Genomic DNA, 19,693 nt, shown 5'->3' with positions numbered 1-19,693 from the left:
TGCCGGTCTTCTTTTAACCGGGCCAACCCGGAGTAGCCTGATGAACGACCTCTTCCACAACGCCGCCCCCAACGCCACCCGCACCGCGCCACCGCTGGCGCCGCCGCGGACCTATCCGCAGCAGAAGCCGACCCAGGTCTATCTGTTCGGCACCTGCGTGGTGGACCTCTTCTATCCCGAAGCCGGCATGGACAGCATCCGCCTGCTGGAGCGCGAAGGCCTGCGCGTGCATTTTCCCCAGGCGCAGAGTTGCTGCGGCCAGCCGGCCTACACCTCGGGCTACACCGAGGAGGCCCGCGCCGTGGCCCGCACCCAACTGGCGCTGTTCGCCGAGCCCTGGCCGGTGGTGGTGCCTTCCGGCTCCTGCGCCGGCATGTTGCGTCATCACTATGCCGAGCTGTTCGCCGACGAACCCGAGACCCTGCGTCGGGTGCAGGATCTGGCCGAGCGCACCTACGAACTGGCGGAATTCCTGCTGCACGTCTGCCAGGTCGACTACCAGGATCGCGGCGCCCCGACCAAGGTGGCGCTGCACACCTCCTGCAGCGCCCGCCGCGAAATGCAGACCCATCTGCACGGCCGCGCCCTGCTCGGCCAGCTAAAGGCCGTGGAGCGCGTCGACCATGATCACGAAAGCGAATGCTGCGGTTTTGGCGGCACCTTCTCGGTGCGGATGCCGGACATCTCCGGCGCCATGGTGGCGGACAAGATCCGTGCCCTGCAGGACAGCGGCGCGGCCCAGGTGCTCACCGCCGACTGCGGATGCCTGATGAACATCAACGGCGCCCTGGAAAAGCAGCGCGCCGCCCTGCGTGGCGAACACCTGGCGAGCTTTCTCTGGCGCCGTATCGGAGGTGCCGCATGAACGAGATGCTGAAGATCCCCCTCACCGACCTCAGCGAAGCGCCTCCCTTCAGGACCCGTGCGCGGCAGGCCCTGGGCGACGACCAGCTCAGGCGCAACTTCCGCACGGCCATGGATTCGCTGATGACCAAGCGCCTGGCCAGCATGAGCGATGCCGACGAGCGCGAGCGGCTGCGCGAACTGGGCAATCGCACCCGCGCCCGGGCGCTGTCCAAGCTGCCGGAGCTGCTGGAACGCCTGGAGGCCAACCTGACGCGCAATGGCGTCCAGGTGCACTGGGCCGAGACCACCGCCGAGGCCAACGCCATCGTCCAGCAGATCGCCGAGCGCCATGCGGCCAAACTGCTGATCAAGGGCAAGTCCATGGTCAGCGAAGAGATGGACATGAACCACGTCCTCGGCGCCCAGGGCATCGACTGCCTGGAATCGGACATGGGCGAGTACATCATCCAGCTCGCCGGCGAGAAGCCGTCGCACATCATCATGCCGGCCATCCACCTCAACCGGCAGCAGGTGGGCACCCTCTTCCACGAGCACCTGGCCGAGCCCTACACCACCGACGTCGACGAACTCATCCAGACCGGTCGGCGGGTGCTGCGGCAGAAATTCTTCGAGGCCGACATCGGCATCTCCGGGGTCAACTTCGCCGTGGCCGAGACCGGCACCCTGCTGCTGGTGGAAAACGAGGGCAACGGGCGGATGTCCACCACGGTGCCGCCGGTGCACATCGCCGTGACCGGCATCGAGAAGGTGGTGGAGAATCTGCGCGACGTGGTGCCGCTGCTGTCGCTGCTGACCCGCTCCGCCCTGGGCCAGCCGATCACCACCTACGTCAACATGATCTCCGGTCCGCGCAAGGCCGAGGAACTGGACGGCCCGCGCGAGGTGCACCTGGTGCTGCTGGATAACGGCCGCAGCCAGGCCTTCGCCGACAGCGAATTGCGCCAGACCCTCAACTGCATCCGCTGCGGCGCCTGCATGAACCACTGCCCGGTCTATACCCGCATCGGCGGCCACGCCTATGGCGAGGTCTATCCCGGTCCCATCGGCGCCATCATCACCCCGCACCTGGTCGGTCTGGAGCGCGCGCCCGATCACCCCAGCGCCTCCTCGCTGTGCGGCGCCTGCGGTGAAGTCTGTCCGGTCAAGATCCCGATTCCGGCACTCTTGCGGCGCCTGCGCGAGGAAAACGTCAAGGCTCCCGACGCCGAGCCGCACCTGCTGCGCGGCCAGGGCAGCAAGTTCTCCGCCCGGGAGCGCTGGACCTGGCATGCCTGGCAGAACCTCTACACCTCGCCGCTGCTCTATCGCGGCTTCAGCTACCTGGCCACCCGCTTCGGCCGCTTCACCCCCGGCCAGCTCGGCCCCTGGACAGAGCACCACAGCGCGCCCAGGCCGGCAGCCCGCTCGCTGCACGAACTGGCCCGCGAACACCTGGAGAAACGCCCATGAGCGCCCGCGACAACATCCTCGCCAAGCTGCGCGGCAGTCTGCAGGGCACCCAGCCGCTGGCGGACAATTTCGACGAAGCCCTGGTGACCGAACCCTGGCGCTATCCGCCCGAAGAACGCGTCGCCCGCCTGCGCACCCTGATGGAGACGGTGCACACCGAAACCCACCTGACCACCACGGCGGACTGGCCGGCATTGGTCGAGCGCGTCCTGGCCGAACGGGGCCTGGACCAACTACTGATCGCCCCCGGCACGCCCCACGGCGCGCGCCTGGTGGAGCGCTGGCAGGGCGACGGCTCACCGCGCTGGAAGGCCTATGATCGCCCCGTGGAAGAATGGAAGGCCGAGCTGTTCAACGACACCCCGGCCAGCCTCACCGGCACCCTGGGCGCCCTGGCCGCCACCGGCAGCCTGGTGCTCTGGCCGGATCGCCAGGAGCCGCGCCTGATGAGCCTGGTGCCTCCGCTGCACATCGCCCTGCTCAGGGCCAGCACCGTGGTGGACAACTTCTACGAGTTGCAGCAACGGCACCGCTGGCAGGACGGCATGCCAACCAACGCCCTGCTGATCTCGGGTCCGTCGAAGACGGCCGATATCGAGCAGGTGCTGGCCTATGGCGCCCATGGGCCCAAGGATCTGGTGGTACTGATCGTCGAGGATGAATGAGGCTTTGCGCCCTCACCCCAGCCCTCTCCCCAAGGGGGAGGGGGCGGTCCGGTTCACTGCGTAGGTTGGGTTGAGCGCAGCGAAGCCCAACAGTTGTCGCCGGAGCGCAACGACCCTCACCCCAACCCTCTCCCCAAGGGAGAGGGGGCAGTTAACCACGCGTGGAAAACGCTACGCGGTTTTCCACCCTACGGTGGAGGCATGCGTAGGGTGGACAACGGCGCAGCCTTGTCCACGAATTTGATCTTCCGCGCGCAGCCGAGCCCAACCATCCGGCCTCACGCCAGCTGCCCGATCCGCTGCGGGTCCGGCCAGAACAGCGCCGCCTGTCCCCGCCGCGTACCTTCGGCATCGACCAGATTCCACACCACACCCGCATGGATCTGGAAGGCCTTCCCCGCCTTGTCGACCCGCCAGCCTTCGTAGCCTGAGGCATGGCCCTGGCGCCCTAACGCCTCCATCAGGCGCTGACGCTCGTCCCGGTCCCTAGGCGAGGCGCTGTAACGCGAAGGCAGGCCGATGAATTGGGCGCGGGGATAGCCAAAGCAGCTCAGCGCCTGCCGGTTGGCGTAGCAGAACAGCGGATCGCTTTCGGTACCGTGGGCCAGCAGGGCATAGGGTGCCCGCTCATGCAGCCAGGTGGGGACGTCGGCCTCAGGCAAGCCGGCAGGACGCGGCAGCGGCTGGCCGAGCCAGAGACGGTAGGAGGCGTCCAGCAGTGGCAGCAGGCTGAGATCGGTGGCGGACAAGGCGGCGGCTCCTGGGTGGGGGACTCCCGCATTCAAGAGCAAGCCGGCGGACTTGGGAAGCCCGTGGCCACCGCAGCAGGACGCTGCGGCAGCCCAGGCGGCGCGATTTACTTCACCGCGGAGAGGTCGATGCGCACCACGCTTTCCGGCGCGGTGTTCATGTATTCCTTGTCGAAGGGCGTCTTCACCGTCGCATACAGCGTCTGGCCATCCGGGCTGACCAGCAGGCTGTTGGGATTGGGCTTGAGGTCGTAGGCCTTCTTCTCGGCATAGGTGGTGGCGTCGAGGATCAGCAGCCGACCGGTCTCGCGCTGGGTGATGTACAGCTCGTTACGGGTGGTGTTGAGCTTGATGGCCAGGGCGTCGCCCACCGGCAGGCGCTTGATCACCTTGCCGCTGCGGAGATCGAAGACCAGCACGGTCTTGGCTTCGGAGTTGTCGGTCACGAACAGCTGGTGGTTCGCGCGATCCTCGGCCAGGTTCAGCAAGAGGTACTTGCCGCCATCGCCCGGCGTCCAGCGGTGCTCGATCTTGCGGGTGCGCGGATTGATCACCAGCACTTCGCCGCTGCCGTTGGCCGCATAGAGGCGCCCGGTGTCCTCGGAGTACAGCAGGCCGGTCACCCACTTGCCGGCATTGGGAATGCGCGCCTTGAGAGTCAGGGTCTTGGCGTCCACCACCCAGATCACGCCCGGATCGCCGACCCCGCCGACGTACAGCATGCCGTCGTGGAGGATGACCTGGCGCGGATTGACCGGATGGCCGTCACGGCCCATCTCGTTGAATTTCAGCCGCTTCTCCACCTTGCCGGTGCGCAGGTCGATACGGCTGAGACCGCCGTCCAGGGAATTGGTGACGAACAGCGTCTCGCCGCTGGCATCGGTGGTCAGGGCGAAGTTCTTCAGATCGGTGTGGATCTGGCCGGTGATCGCCAGGGTGGCCGGATCCAGCTGATAGATCACCCCGCCGGTGACGCCCTTGGTCAACTGGGCGGTCGCCGCATAAACCGACTGCTTGGCCGGGCTGTAGGCCAGCTCATAGACGCCATAGCCCAGTTCGATGCGCTTGAGTTCGGCCGGTGCCTGGGGCGCGGCCGGTTGCGCGGCGACGGGCGCCGGCGCGGGTGGCGGTGGCGTCGGTGCCTCCGGGCGATTGGAACAGGCTGCCACTGCCAGGGACAGCAGCGCCATGGCGCCCAGCGTCGAGACCTTGTTGAAAGACACCGCCATTTGCTTCTCCTAGGGACGAGGTGCGAGGGATCGGATCGATCCTGGAATGATAAACGTTCGCACTATGCCCAAGGCGCAAAGGTCAGACAAGACCGAAAGCGTTCAAACTCCTCTCGGGTGCCGGTCGCCAGCCCCTGCCCCACCGCTCTGGTCCAGGGCTTTCAGCCGGCCCTGGGGATCCAGGCGAAAGCGCGCGAAATCCTCGGCCAGCTGCAGGTTGCCGTGGTAACAGGCCGCGGCCTCCTGGCGCAGGTCGTCGATGGACGGCGAACGCCCCGCCTCGGCCTGGTAGCGCGGACTGAAATGCGTGAGCAGCAGGGCCGGTAGCGCCTGCGCCTCGGCGAAACGGGCGACGCCCGCCGCACTGCTGTGGCCCCAGCTCTGCCCGGTCTTGTCGATCTGCGCCTGGGCATAGGTGGCTTCATGGACCAGCAGCTGAGCGTCCCGGCAGGCTTCCGTCAGCAAGGCGGGCGCGTCGTTGTCCCCCGCCACCACCAGCCGTCGTTCGCCATGGGCCGCCTGCAGGAAGTCGGCGCTGCGCAGCAGGCGGCCTTCGTGCAGCACATCCTCGCCGCCATGCAGCCGCCCCCACAACGGGCCACGCGGCACCCCGGCCGCCGCCAGGGCCGCGGGATCGAGGCGCTGCGGTCGGCGGGCCTCGCGGAAGCGAAAGGCGTGACTGGGCACCCGGTGGGAAAGCGCGAAGGCGTCGATATCCCAGGCTCCGACAGAGACGCCGGTGAAGTCTTCCAGGGCGTGGAAGCGCAGCTCGAAGGGCAGGTGCAGCGCGGTCAGGGCCTGGGTAGCGGCGAGCCAGTCCGCTACCGCCCGGGGCGCGATCAGCACCAACGGCTGGCTGCGTCCGGTCATGGCAGCGCTGGCCAACAGGCCCGGCAGGCCATAGCAGTGGTCGCCATGGACATGGGTGATGCAGATGGCGCGCAGATCCGCGGCCGACAAGGGGGTACGCAGCAGCTGGTGCTGGGTCGCCTCGCCGCAATCGACGAGAAACCAGCCCCTGCCCTGGTCCTCGATCAGGGCCAGGGCCGAGACATTCCGCCGCCGAGTGGGCACCCCGGCCGAGGTGCCGAGAAACAGGAGGTCCATGGGGGCTCCGGGCAAAAGCTCAGTCTAGCGCGGCCGCCCCACTGTCGCCCGGGCAACAGTGGCCAGGCACTCCTGCTGCTGGCCAGGCAGCCCGGAGCCCGCAACCCCCGAGAAAACGGCCTTTCAGGCCCTGGCAGCGCTCTTGCAAAGCCTCTGGCGTCGACCTTCCAATCGCCGAGGCTCACCATGAATCTGCCCGCTCGCCATCTGCCGCCCAGCCCTGCGCCCAGCCCCGACTACGAACAACTGGCCGCCCGCTTCCGTCCGCTCTTTGCGCGCATCGCCGAAGGCGCCCTGGAACGCGAACGCAACCGCACCCTGCCCTATGCGCCCGTCGCCTGGCTCAAGGACGCCGGCTTCGGCGCCGTTCGGGTGCCGGTGGAATTCGGCGGCAGCGGTGCCAGCCTGCCGCAACTGGTTCGGCTGCTGATCGAGCTGGCGGCCGCCGACAGCAATCTGCCCCAGGCCCTGCGCGGCCACTTCGCCTTTGTCGAGGACCGCCTCAACGCCCATGCCAGCACCTCCCAGCGGGTCTGGTTCGAGCGCTTCGTCGCCGGCGACCTGGTGGGCAACGCCTGGACCGAGATCGGCACGGTAAAGCTCGGCGAGGTCATCACCCGGGTCAGCCAGCGGGACGGCGAATGGCGCCTCAACGGCACCAAGTACTACAGCACCGGCAGCCTGTTCGCCGACTGGATCGACGTCTATGCCCAGCGCGACGACACCGGCGGCGACGTCATCGCCGCCATCCGCACCGACCAGCCGGGCGTGCGCCAGTCCGACGACTGGGACGGCTTCGGCCAGCGCACCACCGCCAGCGGCACCTCGGTGTTCGAGGACGTGCGGGTGGCGCCCGAGAATCTCATCGACTTCGCCACCCGCTTCAAATACCAGACCGCCTTCTACCAGCTGGTGCTGCTGGCTGTGATCACCGGTAGCGGCCAGGCGGCGGTGCGCGAATTCGCCGGCGAAGTGCGCGGGCGCACGCGGGTCTACAGCCATGGCAATGCCAGCGCGGCCAGTGCCGATCCCCAGGTGCAGCAGGTGGTGGGCAAGGCCTCGGCCTTCGTCTATGCCGCCGAAGCCGCGACCCTGGCCGCCGCCGCGGCGGCCCAGGCCGCCTTCGAGGCCCGCTATGCCGGGGATGCCGCCGCCGAGCACAGGGCCAACGTGGCGGCGGAGCTGGAATCGGCCCAGGCGCAGTCGGCGGTCGCCGAGCTGGTGCTGCGGGCCACCAGCGACCTGTTCAATGCCCTGGGCGCGTCGGCCACCAGCACCCGCAAGGGGCTCGATCGACACTGGCGCAACGCCCGTACCGCCGCCTCGCACAATCCGCTGATCTACAAGGAGCGCATCGTCGGCGCCTGGGAGATCGACGGCAGCGAACCGCCCTTCGTCTGGCAGATCGGCGGCGGCAGCAAGCAGGGCTGACCACCAGAATGCACAACGGCAACCCTGGGGTTGCCGTTGTGCATTCAGCGCGCTGGATCAGTTCGACAGCTGGCGGGCGAAACGCCCCACGGCGCCGACCACTCGCTGGGCGCCGTCCTGGATCTCCACGATCACCTGGCCGGCCTGCCCCGCCAGTTCCAGGCCCTGCTCGGCCTGGCGCCGACCGTTCTCGATCACCGTCACCGCCTCGCCGGCCAGTTGCTGGTTCTGCTGCACCACGCCGACGATCTCCTCGGTCGCCTTGCTGGTGCGCGACGCCAGCTGCCTGACCTCATCGGCCACCACGGCGAAACCACGACCCTGCTCGCCAGCCCGGGCCGCCTCGATGGCCGCGTTGAGCGCCAGCAGGTTGGTCTGTTCGGCGATGCCGCTGATGGTCTTGATGATGGTGCCGATCACCTGGGATTGGTTGTCCAGCGCCTCGATGCCCTTTACCGCCTCCTGCATCTGGGTGGCCAGGGCACGCATCACCTCCACCGTCTGCTGCGCCACCGCCGCGCCCTTGCGGGCCGTGTCGTCGGTGTGCCGGGAGGTCTCGAAGGCCACGCTGGCGGCTTCGGACACAGCCTGCTCCTGCTGGACCTGATCGGTGATCACGGTGGCGAACTTGACCACCTTGTACAGCCGGTCATGGGCATCGATCACCGGGTTGTAGGAGGCTTCCAGCCAGACGTCGCGGCCCTGGGCATCCAGGCGCTTGAAGCGATCCACGACGAATTCGCCACGACGCAGGCGCGCCCAGAATTGCTCGTAGGCCTCGGAATTGGCCTCGGCCGACTCGCAGAACAGCCGGTGGTGCTTGCCCTTGATCTGCGCCAGGGAATAACCCATGGCCTGCAGGAATCTGTCGTTGGCATCAAGCACCTCGCCCTGGAGGTTGAACTCGATGACCGCCGTGGAACGGCGCAGCGCCTTGAGCAGGCTTTCGTGCTCGCGCGAGGTCTCGATGGTTCGCGTCAGGTTGTTGCAGAACAGTCGGAAGCGCGTCACTTGGCCCTGGCTGTCATGGAAGGGGTGCAGGATGCCGCGCAACCAGGCTTCCTGACCGTCGCCACGCAAGAGATGCAGGGCACCGCTATAGGGCTCGCCGCGGCTCAGGGCCTGCTGCAGTCGGCGGCTGTATTCCTGGTTGCGGACGTGCGCCGGAATGAGGTCCGCCAGGGGGCGTCCCAGCAAATCCGCGGCGCGCACGCCCATCTCCTTTTCGAAGTTGGCGTTCACCGCGGAGATGCAGCCGCGGCCATCCAGTTCCAGGCCCAGCATTTCCACGTCGAGCTCGGCCTTCAGCCGCTTAAAGGAGTCCACCTGCTCGCGGAGGCGCTGCAGTTCTTGTTTTAGGCCTTTGTTGAACATGACACGCCCCTGCTTGGGAGATTAGGTTACCGCTGTATCGACCGGGATTAGTCAGGCCTTTAATGCCGTCCGCAGGACAATGACCAGACGTCCGGAATAAAAGATGGATGGCGGCGGGCCATTAACTAATAACAAAAAAATATTTCAACTCAGGGTTTGGCCGGCATTACGTTCTAACGCCTGTCTGCTCTCTCCACCGCAAGAGTCCCCCATGTCCGATTCCCTGCTGGCCCCCCTCACTCCCCTGCTGGAGCGCTTCGCCGCCACCGCGGCGGAACGCGATCGTCAGGGCGGCACGCCCAAGGCCGAGCGCGATGCCCTGCGCCAGAGCGGCCTCCTGGCCCTGAGCATTCCCACGGAACTGGGCGGCCTCGGCGCCTCCTGGGATCAGACGCTGGAGGCGGTGCGGCGACTGGCCCGGGTCGACAGCTCCCTGGCCCACGTCTTCGGCTTCCATCACCTGCTGCTGGCCACCGCCCAGCTGTTCGGCCAGCCCGCGCAGTGGCGACCCTGGCTGGAGGGCACCGCGCGCGATGGCCTGTTCTGGGGCAATGCCCTCAATCCCCTGGATCGCCGTACCCTCGCCCGCCGCAGCGGCGATGCCTGGCAGGTGGATGGCCAGAAGAGCTTTTGCAGTGGCGCCCTGGATTCGGATCTGTTGCTGCTTTCTGCGCTGGAAAACGATGACAGCGGACGCCTGCTGATCGCCGTGGTACCCACCGGCCGTGCCGGCATCCAGTTGTTCGACGACTGGGACAACAACGGCCAGCGTCAGACCGACAGCGGCAGCGCGCGCTTCGACGGGGTACGGGTCGAACACCAGGAATGGCTGCTCGATCCCGGTCCGCTGAGCACCCCCTTCGCCTGCCTGCGGCCGCTGCTGGCCCAGCTGATCTTCGCCAACATCTTTCTCGGCCTGGCCGAAGGCGCCTTCGCCGAGGCGCGCCGCTACACCACCACCCAGGCCCGCCCCTGGTTCAAGTCCACAGCGGCCAGCGCCAGCGAAGACCCCTACATCCTGCGCCACTACGGAGAATTCTGGGTGGCCCTGGAAAGCAGCCGGCTGCTGGTGGAGCGCGCCAACGGCGCCTTCGCCCAGGCCTGGCAGCAGGGCACGGCGCTGACCGCCGCGGCCCGGGGCGAACTGGCCATCGCCATCGCCACGGCCAAGGTCGCCGCCAGTCGTCATGGCCTCGATCTCGCCAGCCGCCTGTTCGAGGTCGGCGGGGCCCGCGCCACTGCCGGTGCCCTGCGCCTGGATCGCTACTGGCGCAACCTGCGCACCCAGACCCTGCACGATCCGGTCGATTACAAGCTGCACGAGCTGGGCGACTGGGCCCTCAACGACACCCTGCCCACCCCCAGTTTCTACTCCTGAGGAGCCCGCGATGACCCTGCTGACCCTGACGCGTACACCCGAGGTGCCCCGCTACCGGGCAACGGCCCAGGTGTTCGCCGACCCCAAGTCGCGCGACCTGCTCGCCCACCTGGAAAAGATCGCCCCGAGCGAGGCCAGCGTGCTGGTGATCGGCGAAACCGGTACCGGCAAGGAACTGATCGCCCAACATATCCATGCGCTGAGTCACCGCCATGCCGGCCCCTTCGTCGCCGTCAATTGCGGCGCCTTCGCCGAGAGCCTGGTCGAGGCGGAGTTGTTCGGTCATGAAAAGGGCGCCTTCACCGGCGCCCTGGCCGCGCGCGCCGGCTGGTTCGAGGAGGCCAACGGCGGCACCCTGTTTCTCGACGAGATCGGCGACCTGCCGCTGTCGGTACAGGTGAAGCTGCTGCGCGTCCTGCAGGAGCGCGAGGTGGTGCGACTGGGCTCTCGCCGCAGCGTGCCGCTGAACGTGCGGATCATCGCCGCCACCAACGTCCCGCTGGAGCGGGCGGTGGCCGAAGGCACCTTTCGCGAAGACCTCTGGTACCGCCTCAATGTGGTCAGCCTGCCGCTGTTGCCGTTGCGCCAGCGCCAGGGCGATATCCTGCCGCTGGCCCGGCACTTCCTCCACGCCTATGCCCAGGCTCCGGTGTCCCTGAGTCCCGCGGCCGAACGGCGCCTGCTGGAGCACCCCTGGCCGGGCAATATCCGCGAACTGGAGAACACCCTGCAGCACGCCCTGCTGCTCAAGCCCCAGGGCCTGCTGGATGCCGGTGACCTGTCGTTCGTCCAGCGTCCCAGCCTGGTCCCGGCGGCGCCGCGCCCGACCGAGGCGGCGCCGGTGGACAGCCTGCTGACCGACGCCTTCGCCCAGTTGTTCGAAGAGCAACCGGAGGCCCTGCACGAGCGCGTCGAAGATGCCCTGGTCCGCGCCGCCTACCGCTTCTGCCATCGCAATCAGGTCCACACCGCCCGCCTGCTGGGGCTGAGCCGCAACGTCACCCGCGCCCACCTGATCCGTATCGGCGAACTGGTGGTCAATCACCGCCGGCCGCTCGCGCCCCGGCCGGAACGCGAGGTCCGCTTCTCCATCTGAGGGGTGGTCCTACCCGGCGGGGTACCGACAGGCCGCGGGGCGCCTTACACTGGGGTTTTGCTCCGCGAGGCCTGCGCATGACCGCCCGTACCCTGCTGCACCGCCATCCCGCCCGGCGTGACGACATCGGCGACCTCCAGACCCGGCGACCGCTACCCGGCCCCGGCCTGCCCCATCTGGACCCCTTCCTGTTCCTCAATCACCACGGTCCCCAGATCTATCCACCGCACAATGGCGGCCTGCCCTTTGGTCCTCATCCCCATCGCGGCTTCGAGACGGTGACCTTCATCCTCTCCGGCTCGCTGGCCCATCGTGATAGCGGCGGCCATGAGAGCGTCATCGAAGCCGGGGGCATCCAGTGGATGACCGCGGGCAGCGGCCTGGTGCATGCCGAACTCTCGCCCGCCGCCTTCAAGCGCGACGGCGGCGACCTGGAGATCCTGCAGCTGTGGGTCAATCTCCCCGCCCGCCTCAAGTTCACCCCGCCGGCCTACCACGGCGTTTCCGCCACGGACATGCCCCTGATCGAGGCCGATAGCGGCCGGGTACGCCTGCACCTGGCATCGGGCAGCCATGAGGGTATCCAGGGCGCCGTGGCCACCCCGACACCCATCACCCTGATGACCGTCGAGATCGCCCCGGGTGGCCGCGTCACCCTGCCCGCCCCCGCGGGTACCACGGTGTTCTGCTATGGCGTGCGCGGCACCGTGCAGATCGCCGGCCAGGACGAAGCGCCGTGGCAGCTGTTCAAATTCGCCGATGACGGCGACCACATCGACATCGGCAGTCGCGACGGCGCCGTGCTGCTCTATGGCCATGCGGCGCCCTTCGCCGAGCCCATCGTCGCCCACGGCCCCTTCGTGATGAACAGCGCCGAGGAGATCCGTCAGGCGATCCGCGACTACCAGGCCGGTCTGTTCGGTGACGTACCGGAGTGAGTCGCCCCGCCAGGACGCCGCGCCCAGACTAGAATCTAGCTTTTGCCTGGAGCTTGGCGATGAGTGACGAATTGCGGATCGAGGATCTGGTGGTGGGCGACGGCAAGGCGGTGGTCAAGGGCGCCCTGATCACCACCCACTACGAAGGCTGGCTGGACGACGGCACCCTGTTCGATTCCTCCCGCGCCAAGGGACGGCCCTTCCAGTGCGTCATCGGCACCGGGCGGGTGATCAAGGGCTGGGATCAAGGCCTGATGGGCATGCGGGTCGGCGGCAAGCGGCGCCTGGAGGTACCGGCGGCGCTCGCCTATGGCGAACGCCAGGTCGGAGCGCTGATCAAGCCACATGCCAACCTGAGGTTTGAAATCGAATTGCTGGAAGTCCTGACACGCGACGATTGAGGCCTGGCCGACTCTAGCTCGGCGTCTTGGTATTGCGGCGCACCAACTCGAGCTGGGCTTCGAGCACGCTCAGCCGGGCGAACTGGCGGGTGTAGATGACGAATTGCTCCTGAAAGCGCTGTCGGCTCCGGGCGAGGTCCTGTCGATGACTGCGGATCTGCTCCTCGAGAGTCTGCAGCCGCTCCTGGGTGGTTTGCGTCATGGCACCTACTCCTTGTGCTTGGGGTGTCAAATGGACTCTAACCGTGCCCTGACAAGTCAAGCTATAGCCGTTCGTCGTCCCTCAAACCGCCGCCACAGAGCCGTTTCGTCTCGCGAATGCGTCCTGGTCAGGCGTGAAAGGCGTGTCTTTCCTCACCGAGCGGTCAAGAAAAAAGGCGACGAACCCGGGCAGGTTCGTCGCCCTCAGGACAGCCGCAGCGAAAACTAGCGCGGGCCTACCGCCGTGCAGCTGTTGCTGGCATCGACATATTTCTTCAGCGTCGGCCACTGCGGACGCTCCACGCCGTTGACCGGCTCCACCGCCAGCGCGGAAGCACCCCAGCCGGGACCTGCCGCCCAGTAGGTCAGCGGCATGCAGTTCTGCTGCAGATAGGCCAGCATATTGTCGGTGGCGGTCAGCCAGCGGCTGTCGCCTGCGGGTACGCCGAACTCGGCGATCATGCCCCGCTTGCCATTGCGCTTGAGCCATTCGACGAAGGGCTTGACCCGATTGACCCCGACCTGCGGATCGATGGTGCTCGGATTCTGGGTGGCATAGGTGCCACTGCCGTCCTCGTCGAGGTAGACGTTGGCCGCGTAGACGATGTTGTTGGCCGGATCCTTCAGATTGAGCAAGGCATTGCTCACCCCGGGCCAGTTGGCCGCGCTACCCCAGGCATTGCCCTGGACGATCACCGGGTGGGTGCGGTCCATGGTGCGGACGCCGTCGATGCCGGACTGGGCCGTCACCGGCCAGCTGCTGTCGGCGCCATTGGGCTTGCCCATGATGTCATAGCCATAGAGCGCGGCATGGTTGCCCCACTGGTAGGCCAGGCGGTACATCAGATCCCAGTAGTTGAAGTTGGTGACGGTACCGGTGCCGATCAGGGTGCCCTTGTAGCGGCCGCCGTTGTCCAGCGCCAGGATCACCTTCATGTTGTACTTCTTGGCCAGCTCCAGCACCTGGGTGACCTGCTGGGTGTAGGCTCCTTCCAGGCTACCGAAGAAGCGGGTCTGCAGGCGCTCCCAGATCACCGGGAAGCGGATGAGCCGCACGCCCTTGGCGCTCCACTGCTGGAAATTCGCCTCGCCCGGCATGATGTAGTTGACGTTGAGAACCCCGGGCAGCGTCTGGGGTGCAAAGGCGGCACCCGAGAAATTCAGCCCCACCAGGTTGAGCTTGGCGCTGTTGGCGGGCGTGCCGGTCGATCCCGTGGGTGTGGTCGTCGAACCGGTGGCGGGCGTGGTGGCACCCGAGGAGCCCGTGCTGCCGCTGCCGGTCGCAGGCTTCACCTCGGCCACTGGCGTCGTCACGGCCGGCGTCGCACTGCCCGAGTTGCTGCCCGAACTGGCGCTGCCGGTGCTGCCGGTGCTGCCCGTAGAGCCCGTCGTGGTCCCCGGCACCGTCGTCGACGTGCCGGAGGTGGTGGTCCCGGTCTTCAGGGTCTTGGGATAGCCGTAGGCATTGCCATCGAGCTGCGGACTCTCGATGAAGACACTCATGTTGCTGCCGACGACCTGGGCATAGGTCACCTTGTAACTCTTGCCATCGGCCGGCGTGATCTGCGCGCCCACCTTGAAGGCGCCCACGTTGGCCGCCGACGCCGGAATGGAGAAGCCGGCCGCCTTGCGATAGACGCCGTGCAGCCAGTCCTCGTTGGTGAAATCGTTGATCGAGGTGGTCACCCCGGTCGTGGTCGAGCCGCCGGTGTTGCCGGTGCCCGCGGAGGCGCCGGTGCCCGAGCTGCCACCGTTGTTCGAGCCGGTATTGCCGCTGGTGGAGCCACCGCTGCTGCCGGTGGAGCCGCTGGAGCCGCCCGTGGCACCGGTACCGCTGGCTGGCGTGCTGCCGGACCCACTGGCCAGCGGGCCGATGGCGGTGCAGCTGCTGTCATCGATGTACTTCTTCAGGGTCGGCCACTGCGGCCGGTCGACGCCATTGATCGGCTCTACCGACAGGAAATAGTTGCCCCAACCCGGGCCGGCGGCCCAGTAGGTGGCGGGAATGCAGTTCTGCTTGAGATAGGCCAGCATGCGGTCCATCAGCGGCAGCCAGCGGGGATCGTTATCCGGCACGCCGAATTCGCCGATCATGCCCTTCTTCTTGTTCTTCTTCAGCCACTCGACGAAGGGACGGACCCGCTCCACGCCATAGTCCTGGCTCAGCTTGCCGACATCGATGCCGGTGTAGTTGCCGCCGGCGCTTTCATCGAAATAGGAATGCGCCTGGAAGATCAGGTTGTCGGACGGATCCTTGAGCGCCAGCAGGGAGTCGTTCCACAGCGGCCAGCGGGTCGCTTCCGACCAGCCGTTGCCTTCGATCATGATCGGCTTGGTCTTGTCGACCGCGCGAACCCCGTTGATCCCGTACTGGGCGGCGATCGGCCACTGGGCCATGGAATCGTGGGGCTCGTTCATGATGTCGTAGGCGTACAGCGAGGGCTGACTGCTCCAGCGCTGGGCGATCCGGGTCATGATCTCCTGGTAGCGGTCATAGGGAACCGCTGCGCTGCCGATCACCGATCCGCGATAGAAGGTGTAGTTGTGCAGATCGAGGATGATGCGCATGCCGTATTTCTGCGCATTGGCGAAGGTCTGGTCCACCAGCGCCGCATAGGTCGGGTCCAGCGGGCCGCCCAGCACTGGTTGCAGGCGCTCCCAGATGATCGGGAAGCGGATCAGCTTGATGCCCTTGCCGCTCCACTGCTTGAAGTAGGCCTCGACGGGAAAGATGTAGTGGGTGCCGTTGACGCCCGGTAGTACCTGGCCAGCGAAACCGGCGCCGGACAGGTTCAGGCCGACCAGATTGACCTGCTCGGCCTTGGCACCGGTAGCCAGGGTCAGGGCGGCAACGAAGGGCAGCACCTGGGCTGCTCTGCGGGAAAACTTCAGGAAGGATGGATTCATCATCACCAACTGCGCTAAATCGACAGCCCGCTCCCTGAACACTGGCCGATATGAAGTGAGAGAAGAGTCGCGCCATGTTGCCAAGCGCGACGTTGCCTCCAGGCATGTCCAGCTATACAAGCCACATGCCAACTTCATAGTGCCTAACTATGGCCACTATTTAGACATCATTGGTAAGTTTAAAAAGCTTTTGATTTTAAAGGCTTTTCTATAACTACCGTTCATCGGCTCCGATGGGTGAATCCATTCACCACTAATCATCAGCGCGCCGATTCAAGTCCGCCGTCAAATTTATTTCCGGAACAACCCGACAACCGACCAAAAGTTCCCGAAGGTGCCAAAAAAAGTAAGTCGCAAATTAACGTGAAACAGATCACAAAAATATGGCTGAGGAACTGCCCTTATCTCGTTCGGGTCATGGCTATAACCGCTTCCGGAGTCCGTCATGACCTCCCTAACCCTCGCGACCTATAACGTCAACGGCATTCGTGCCCGGTTGCCCATCCTCCTGCAGTGGCTGGCGCGGGAGCAGCCCGAAATCGTCTGCCTGCAGGAACTGAAGGCTAAGTCCGCCGACTTCCCGCAGGCGGAACTGGAAGCTGCGGGCTACGGTGCGCTCTGGGACGGCCAGCCCTCCTGGAACGGGGTCGCCATCCTGGCGCGCGATGACCAGCCACTGGAGGTTCGCCGGGGCCTACCGGGAATGACCGACGATCCGCAGCGCCGCTATCTGGAAGCCGCGGTGAAGGGCGTGGTCGTCGCCAGCCTCTATCTACCCAACGGCAATCCCTGGCCGGGCCCCAAGTTCGATTACAAGCTGGCCTGGTTCGAGCGCTTCATCGAGCATGCCCAGGGACTGATGGCGAGTGGGCATCCCGTGGTGCTGGCAGGCGACTACAACGTGGTACCGACCGACCATGACATCTACGACCCGAAATCCTGGCGCAAGGACGCCCTGCTGCAACCCGAGAGTCGCACCTGCTTCCAACGGCTGCTGGACCAGGGCTGGCTGGACGCCTTGCGCGCCTGCCATCCGGATGAGGCGATCTACACCTACTGGGACTATTTCCGCCAACGCTGGCAGCGCAACGCCGGGCTGCGTATCGATCATCTGTTGCTGAGTCCGGCGCTGCAGGAATCCTTGCAGGAAGCCGGGGTGCATCGCTGGGTACGCGACCTGGAAAAGACCAGCGACCATGCGCCGACCTGGATCCGCTTCAAGGCGCCTGGCTGAAGGCGTTCAGGCGTCGCGCAGCAGGTCGTTGGCGTTGAGCAGGGCGAAGAGCACTTCCGGACGCTGATTGAGACCGCGGCGCACCGCCGCCGGTATCGTCTGATGAAGCTTGCGACACAGCCCCGGTCGTGGCTGCAGCTCGATGAGCATGCCGCGCGCGCTGCGTACCTCTCCCGGTCCCGGCTCGATCTCCAGGTGGATGCCGAGTTGCTCCAGCAGGCGCTGTTGCAGGCGCTGCAGATCGGCCACGCTGGCGACGTTTTCCAGGCGCTCCAGCAGCCGCTGTTCCTCTTGGCGATTGAGCAACAGCGCCCGCGCATCGGCAGCCGGATCGGCCAGCACGGCGTCGCGCTTGCAGGTACAGACGCCAGGCGGACAAGGCGCACGCAAGGAAGCCATGTGACGTCTTTTCCTCTCGTTCCGGAGCGGCAGGATAGCGCCAATCGCCTCACCCTGACGACGGCGACGCCGAGTGGACGACATGCCAGAACGCCCGGACAGTCAGCCTCCCAGCCCTTCAAGAGACCTCTTCGCCGGCACCGGGATTCCCCGCTTGCCGAGTGCCAGGGAGTCGCGTTCGCCCCAAAAAACTAATTGATATTAAAAAATAGCTAACGCTTATTTTTAGATATATGAAATAGCCACTAGGATGAGGCTTTGACTGCCCGCGATATCGCCATGCCAACGCTCTCCTCCGACCTCCTGATCGTGCCCGCGGAGCAACAAAGCTCCCTGACCATCCGGGCCAAGGCCCTGGCCTTCGCCGACCCGCGTTCGCGGCAGCTGCTCGAGCATCTGGATGCCCTGGCGCCGCACTCCTCCCCTGTGGTACTGACGGGCGAATGGGGCACCGGACGCGAGTTGCTGGCGCGACGGCTCCACGAGCGCAGCGGCCGCACCGGCCTGTTCAGCAGCCTCGATTGCGCCTCGCTCAGTCGTCGGCATGGTGCGGCCGAACTCTTTGGCTATGTCCCACGCGCCTATGCCGGCACCTCGGGCAGCCGGGTGGGCTGGTTTGGTACCGCCCACGAGGGCAGCCTCTATCTCGACGAGATCGCCGACCTCTCCCGCCCGCTGCAGGAGGAGCTGGTCGAGGTCCTGTCCGACGGAAGCATCCTGCGGCTGGGCAGCAGTCAGCGAACCGCGGTAGACGTCCGCCTGATCGCCGGCTCCAGTATCGATCTGGCGCTGGCCGTCGCAGCCGGCCACTTCGACGAACGCCTCTGGCAACGCCTCGCACCGGGACAGGTGGCGGTACCGCCGCTGCGCGAGCGACCGGCCGACCTGCTCCCCCTTGCCCGGCATTTCCTGAGGCTGCATGCCGAACGTCTCGACCGGACACCTCCGGAATTGACGACCGAGCACGAAGCCGCGCTGATCGCCTATCCCTGGCCGGGAAACATCCGCGAACTTGAACAGGTTCTCCATACCGCACTGTTAACTGCCTCGACGTCAGGACTCCGGCTTGGCAAGCTGCTGCCACTGTCCCTGGTACCCCGCTGAACTCTGCCGACAGACGGCAGTCCTAGCCGCGTACCCTTGCTCGAGTCCCAGCATGACCACCCTGTCCATCCTGTCGATGCCCACTCCGCCATAGCCAGCGGCTGCCATCTTTCCTAGGAAAGATGACCGGAATCCTCGTTTTGTCGCCTCGCGCGGCAGACGTTGACTCGTGTGGGAAAAGCCCAAGGCTTTTCAGGAATCGACCGACAGGACGTACGTCTTCCGCTGAAGACGTTCAGGCATGCTTTCATGAATATTGTGATCACTGGCCGTTCCGGCCAAGTTTCGCGCGCCTTGCAGCGCGAGTTCGGTAACACCCATCAATTGACCGTGCTGGGTCAGGCAGATCTCGATCTGGCCCAAACCGGGCAACTGCGCGCGGCCTTCGACCGGCTGGAACCCGACCTCATCCTCAACGCCGCCGCCTATACCGCCGTGGATCAGGCTGAAGAGGAAATCGAGCGTGCCGAGGCGATCAACGCCCGGGCGCCGCAAATCCTGGCCGAGTTGGCGCGTGAGCGGGATATCCCCTTCGTGCACTATTCATCCGACTACGTCTTCGATGGCCGCGGGCATCAGCCCTATACCGAGGCTTGCGCGCCGGCGCCGCTGAGCGTCTATGGCCGCTCCAAGCTGGCAGGCGAACAGGCGGTACTGGCGGCCGGTGGCCGCGCCCTGGTGCTGCGCACCTCCTGGGTCTACTCCCATGATGGCCAGTGCTTCTTCAACACCATGCGCCAGCTGCTGGCCGAGCGCGACGAACTCCATGTGGTGGAGGATCAGCTCGGCGCCCCCACCTGGGCGCCCACGATCGCCACGGCCACCCGCCAGCTGGTCGAACGTCTGCTGGAACACGGCGATGTCGGCGGTCTCTATCACCTGACCAATGCAGGCCAGACCTCCTGGTACGGCTTCGCCGCCGCCATCGCCGCGCGCCTGGAGCGACGCGGCGAACTGCGCGCCCGCCTCTATCCCACCACGACCGCACACTACCCCACGCCGGCGACGCGACCGCTCTATTCGTGTCTCGATTGCAGCAAGGTCGAAGCGGTCCTGCCGAACGCCCTGCCGGACTGGCAGGCCGACTTCGACCGCTGCTGGGCGCGGTTCGAACGCGATAGAACGCTGAATTGAGCGGGCCGGACCCCGGCGGCGCCTGTCCGC

General features: G+C 66.4%; 17 protein-coding genes and 2 pseudogenes. 11 read left to right on the top strand and 8 right to left on the bottom strand.

Annotated features, from left to right (window positions below; translation table 11 throughout):
• Positions 1 to 40 precede the first annotated feature (40 nt).
• The 3 genes from CFE50_RS12220 to CFE50_RS12210 are packed head-to-tail and all read left to right on the top strand — an operon-like array spanning position 41 to position 2,981.
• Positions 41 to 865: a (Fe-S)-binding protein gene (locus CFE50_RS12220; protein WP_286733824.1), complete on the top strand. Its 825-nt coding sequence runs from the start codon at positions 41 to 43 to the stop codon at positions 863 to 865.
• Positions 862 to 2,316, top strand: a complete 1,455-nt coding sequence (locus tag CFE50_RS12215; RefSeq protein ID WP_286733823.1) for a LutB/LldF family L-lactate oxidation iron-sulfur protein — start codon at positions 862 to 864, stop codon at positions 2,314 to 2,316. The genes CFE50_RS12220 and CFE50_RS12215 overlap by 4 nt, the downstream gene beginning before the upstream one ends.
• Positions 2,313 to 2,981, top strand: coding sequence for a LutC/YkgG family protein (locus CFE50_RS12210; RefSeq protein ID WP_286733822.1), 669 nt, complete (start codon positions 2,313 to 2,315; stop codon positions 2,979 to 2,981). The genes CFE50_RS12215 and CFE50_RS12210 overlap by 4 nt, the downstream gene beginning before the upstream one ends.
• 278 nt (positions 2,982 to 3,259) lie before the next feature.
• On the opposite strand, the gene CFE50_RS12205 is transcribed toward CFE50_RS12210, so the two are convergent.
• The 3 genes from CFE50_RS12205 to CFE50_RS12195 all read right to left on the bottom strand — a co-directional run bounded on the left by CFE50_RS12205 (position 3,260) and on the right by CFE50_RS12195 (position 6,066).
• Positions 3,260 to 3,730 carry an MEKHLA domain-containing protein gene (locus tag CFE50_RS12205; RefSeq protein WP_286733820.1) on the bottom strand — a complete coding sequence of 157 codons (471 nt, stop codon included), beginning with the start codon at positions 3,728 to 3,730 and terminating at the stop codon, positions 3,260 to 3,262.
• 107 nt (positions 3,731 to 3,837) lie between these two features.
• Complete coding sequence (locus CFE50_RS12200) at positions 3,838 to 4,959, bottom strand: YncE family protein (protein WP_241810060.1); 1,122 nt, start codon at positions 4,957 to 4,959, stop codon at positions 3,838 to 3,840.
• A gap of 102 nt (positions 4,960 to 5,061) precedes the next feature.
• Positions 5,062 to 6,066, bottom strand: a complete 1,005-nt coding sequence (locus CFE50_RS12195) for a ribonuclease Z (protein WP_286733817.1) — start codon at positions 6,064 to 6,066, stop codon at positions 5,062 to 5,064.
• Positions 6,067 to 6,252: 186 nt separating this feature from the next.
• Here CFE50_RS12195 and CFE50_RS12190 point away from each other — a divergent pair, with 186 nt between their 5' ends.
• The gene (locus CFE50_RS12190) at positions 6,253 to 7,497 is read left to right on the top strand and encodes an acyl-CoA dehydrogenase family protein (protein WP_286733815.1); all 1,245 of its coding nucleotides are present in this window, start codon (positions 6,253 to 6,255) and stop codon (positions 7,495 to 7,497) included.
• A gap of 57 nt (positions 7,498 to 7,554) precedes the next feature.
• Here CFE50_RS12190 and CFE50_RS22825 read toward each other — a convergent pair.
• Positions 7,555 to 7,950: pseudogene (locus tag CFE50_RS22825) on the bottom strand (methyl-accepting chemotaxis protein); the annotation flags it as partial.
• Between the two features lie 144 nt (positions 7,951 to 8,094).
• Positions 8,095 to 8,781, bottom strand: a pseudogene (locus tag CFE50_RS22820) (PAS domain-containing protein); the annotation flags it as partial.
• 301 nt (positions 8,782 to 9,082) lie between these two features.
• Here CFE50_RS22820 and CFE50_RS12180 point away from each other — a divergent pair.
• The 4 genes from CFE50_RS12180 (at position 9,083) to CFE50_RS12165 (ending at position 12,684) form a co-directional block, all read left to right on the top strand.
• A complete protein-coding gene (locus tag CFE50_RS12180) occupies positions 9,083 to 10,249 on the top strand; it encodes an acyl-CoA dehydrogenase family protein (RefSeq protein ID WP_241810056.1) in 1,167 nt (388 codons plus the stop codon).
• A 10-nt stretch (positions 10,250 to 10,259) separates the two neighbouring features.
• Positions 10,260 to 11,345 carry a sigma-54 interaction domain-containing protein gene (locus tag CFE50_RS12175; protein ID WP_286733810.1) on the top strand — a complete coding sequence of 362 codons (1,086 nt, stop codon included), beginning with the start codon at positions 10,260 to 10,262 and terminating at the stop codon, positions 11,343 to 11,345.
• Between the two features lie 77 nt (positions 11,346 to 11,422).
• A complete protein-coding gene (locus CFE50_RS12170) occupies positions 11,423 to 12,283 on the top strand; it encodes a pirin family protein (RefSeq protein ID WP_286733808.1) in 861 nt (286 codons plus the stop codon).
• 59 nt (positions 12,284 to 12,342) lie between these two features.
• Complete coding sequence (locus CFE50_RS12165) at positions 12,343 to 12,684, top strand: FKBP-type peptidyl-prolyl cis-trans isomerase (protein WP_027597627.1); 342 nt, start codon at positions 12,343 to 12,345, stop codon at positions 12,682 to 12,684.
• Between the two features lie 13 nt (positions 12,685 to 12,697).
• Here CFE50_RS12165 and CFE50_RS12160 read toward each other — a convergent pair whose 3' ends face one another.
• Both CFE50_RS12160 and CFE50_RS12155 read right to left on the bottom strand, forming a co-directional pair.
• Positions 12,698 to 12,886, bottom strand: coding sequence for a hypothetical protein (locus CFE50_RS12160; RefSeq protein WP_007162785.1), 189 nt, complete (start codon positions 12,884 to 12,886; stop codon positions 12,698 to 12,700).
• 224 nt (positions 12,887 to 13,110) lie between these two features.
• Entirely contained in the window at positions 13,111 to 15,795 is a 2,685-nt protein-coding gene (locus tag CFE50_RS12155; RefSeq protein WP_286733804.1) for a glycoside hydrolase family 5 protein, read from the bottom strand.
• 442 nt (positions 15,796 to 16,237) lie between these two features.
• On the opposite strand from CFE50_RS12155, the gene xth reads away from it, so the two are divergent.
• The gene (gene xth, locus CFE50_RS12150; protein ID WP_286733802.1) at positions 16,238 to 17,026 is read left to right on the top strand and encodes an exodeoxyribonuclease III; all 789 of its coding nucleotides are present in this window, start codon (positions 16,238 to 16,240) and stop codon (positions 17,024 to 17,026) included.
• A 6-nt stretch (positions 17,027 to 17,032) separates the two neighbouring features.
• Here xth and CFE50_RS12145 read toward each other — a convergent pair whose 3' ends face one another.
• Positions 17,033 to 17,425, bottom strand: a complete 393-nt coding sequence (locus CFE50_RS12145; protein WP_286733799.1) for a hypothetical protein — start codon at positions 17,423 to 17,425, stop codon at positions 17,033 to 17,035.
• A gap of 258 nt (positions 17,426 to 17,683) precedes the next feature.
• On the opposite strand from CFE50_RS12145, the gene CFE50_RS12140 reads away from it, so the two are divergent.
• Together CFE50_RS12140 and rfbD are read left to right on the top strand one after the other, a co-directional pair.
• Positions 17,684 to 18,529: a sigma-54-dependent transcriptional regulator gene (locus CFE50_RS12140; RefSeq protein ID WP_286733797.1), complete on the top strand. Its 846-nt coding sequence runs from the start codon at positions 17,684 to 17,686 to the stop codon at positions 18,527 to 18,529.
• 249 nt (positions 18,530 to 18,778) lie between these two features.
• Positions 18,779 to 19,663, top strand: coding sequence for a dTDP-4-dehydrorhamnose reductase (gene rfbD, locus CFE50_RS12135; RefSeq protein ID WP_286733795.1), 885 nt, complete (start codon positions 18,779 to 18,781; stop codon positions 19,661 to 19,663).
• Positions 19,664 to 19,693 lie beyond the last annotated feature (30 nt).

It is taken from the genome of Pseudomonas sp. PGPPP4 (genome assembly GCF_002256045.1).
In the GTDB taxonomy this organism is placed as follows: Bacteria; Pseudomonadota; Gammaproteobacteria; order Pseudomonadales; family Pseudomonadaceae; genus Chryseomonas; species Chryseomonas oryzihabitans.
This window is presented reverse-complemented; position numbering and strand designations above follow the sequence as displayed.

Bases quoted from the DNA above. Each gene is read 5' to 3' on its own strand.
- CFE50_RS12220 (WP_286733824.1), top strand. From the start codon at position 41: ATGAACGACCTCTTCCACAACGCCGCCCCCAACGCCACCCGCACCGCG.
- CFE50_RS12215 (WP_286733823.1), top strand. From the start codon at position 862: ATGAACGAGATGCTGAAGATCCCCCTCACCGACCTCAGCGAAGCGCCT.
- CFE50_RS12210 (WP_286733822.1), top strand. From the start codon at position 2,313: ATGAGCGCCCGCGACAACATCCTCGCCAAGCTGCGCGGCAGTCTGCAG.
- CFE50_RS12200 (WP_241810060.1), bottom strand. From the start codon at position 4,959: ATGGCGGTGTCTTTCAACAAGGTCTCGACGCTGGGCGCCATGGCGCTG.
- CFE50_RS12195 (WP_286733817.1), bottom strand. From the start codon at position 6,066: ATGGACCTCCTGTTTCTCGGCACCTCGGCCGGGGTGCCCACTCGGCGG.
- CFE50_RS12190 (WP_286733815.1), top strand. From the start codon at position 6,253: ATGAATCTGCCCGCTCGCCATCTGCCGCCCAGCCCTGCGCCCAGCCCC.
- CFE50_RS12180 (WP_241810056.1), top strand. From the start codon at position 9,083: ATGTCCGATTCCCTGCTGGCCCCCCTCACTCCCCTGCTGGAGCGCTTC.
- CFE50_RS12175 (WP_286733810.1), top strand. From the start codon at position 10,260: ATGACCCTGCTGACCCTGACGCGTACACCCGAGGTGCCCCGCTACCGG.
- CFE50_RS12170 (WP_286733808.1), top strand. From the start codon at position 11,423: ATGACCGCCCGTACCCTGCTGCACCGCCATCCCGCCCGGCGTGACGAC.
- CFE50_RS12165 (WP_027597627.1), top strand. From the start codon at position 12,343: ATGAGTGACGAATTGCGGATCGAGGATCTGGTGGTGGGCGACGGCAAG.
- CFE50_RS12160 (WP_007162785.1), bottom strand. From the start codon at position 12,886: ATGACGCAAACCACCCAGGAGCGGCTGCAGACTCTCGAGGAGCAGATC.
- CFE50_RS12155 (WP_286733804.1), bottom strand. From the start codon at position 15,795: ATGATGAATCCATCCTTCCTGAAGTTTTCCCGCAGAGCAGCCCAGGTG.
- xth (WP_286733802.1), top strand. From the start codon at position 16,238: ATGACCTCCCTAACCCTCGCGACCTATAACGTCAACGGCATTCGTGCC.
- CFE50_RS12145 (WP_286733799.1), bottom strand. From the start codon at position 17,425: ATGGCTTCCTTGCGTGCGCCTTGTCCGCCTGGCGTCTGTACCTGCAAG.
- rfbD (WP_286733795.1), top strand. From the start codon at position 18,779: ATGAATATTGTGATCACTGGCCGTTCCGGCCAAGTTTCGCGCGCCTTG.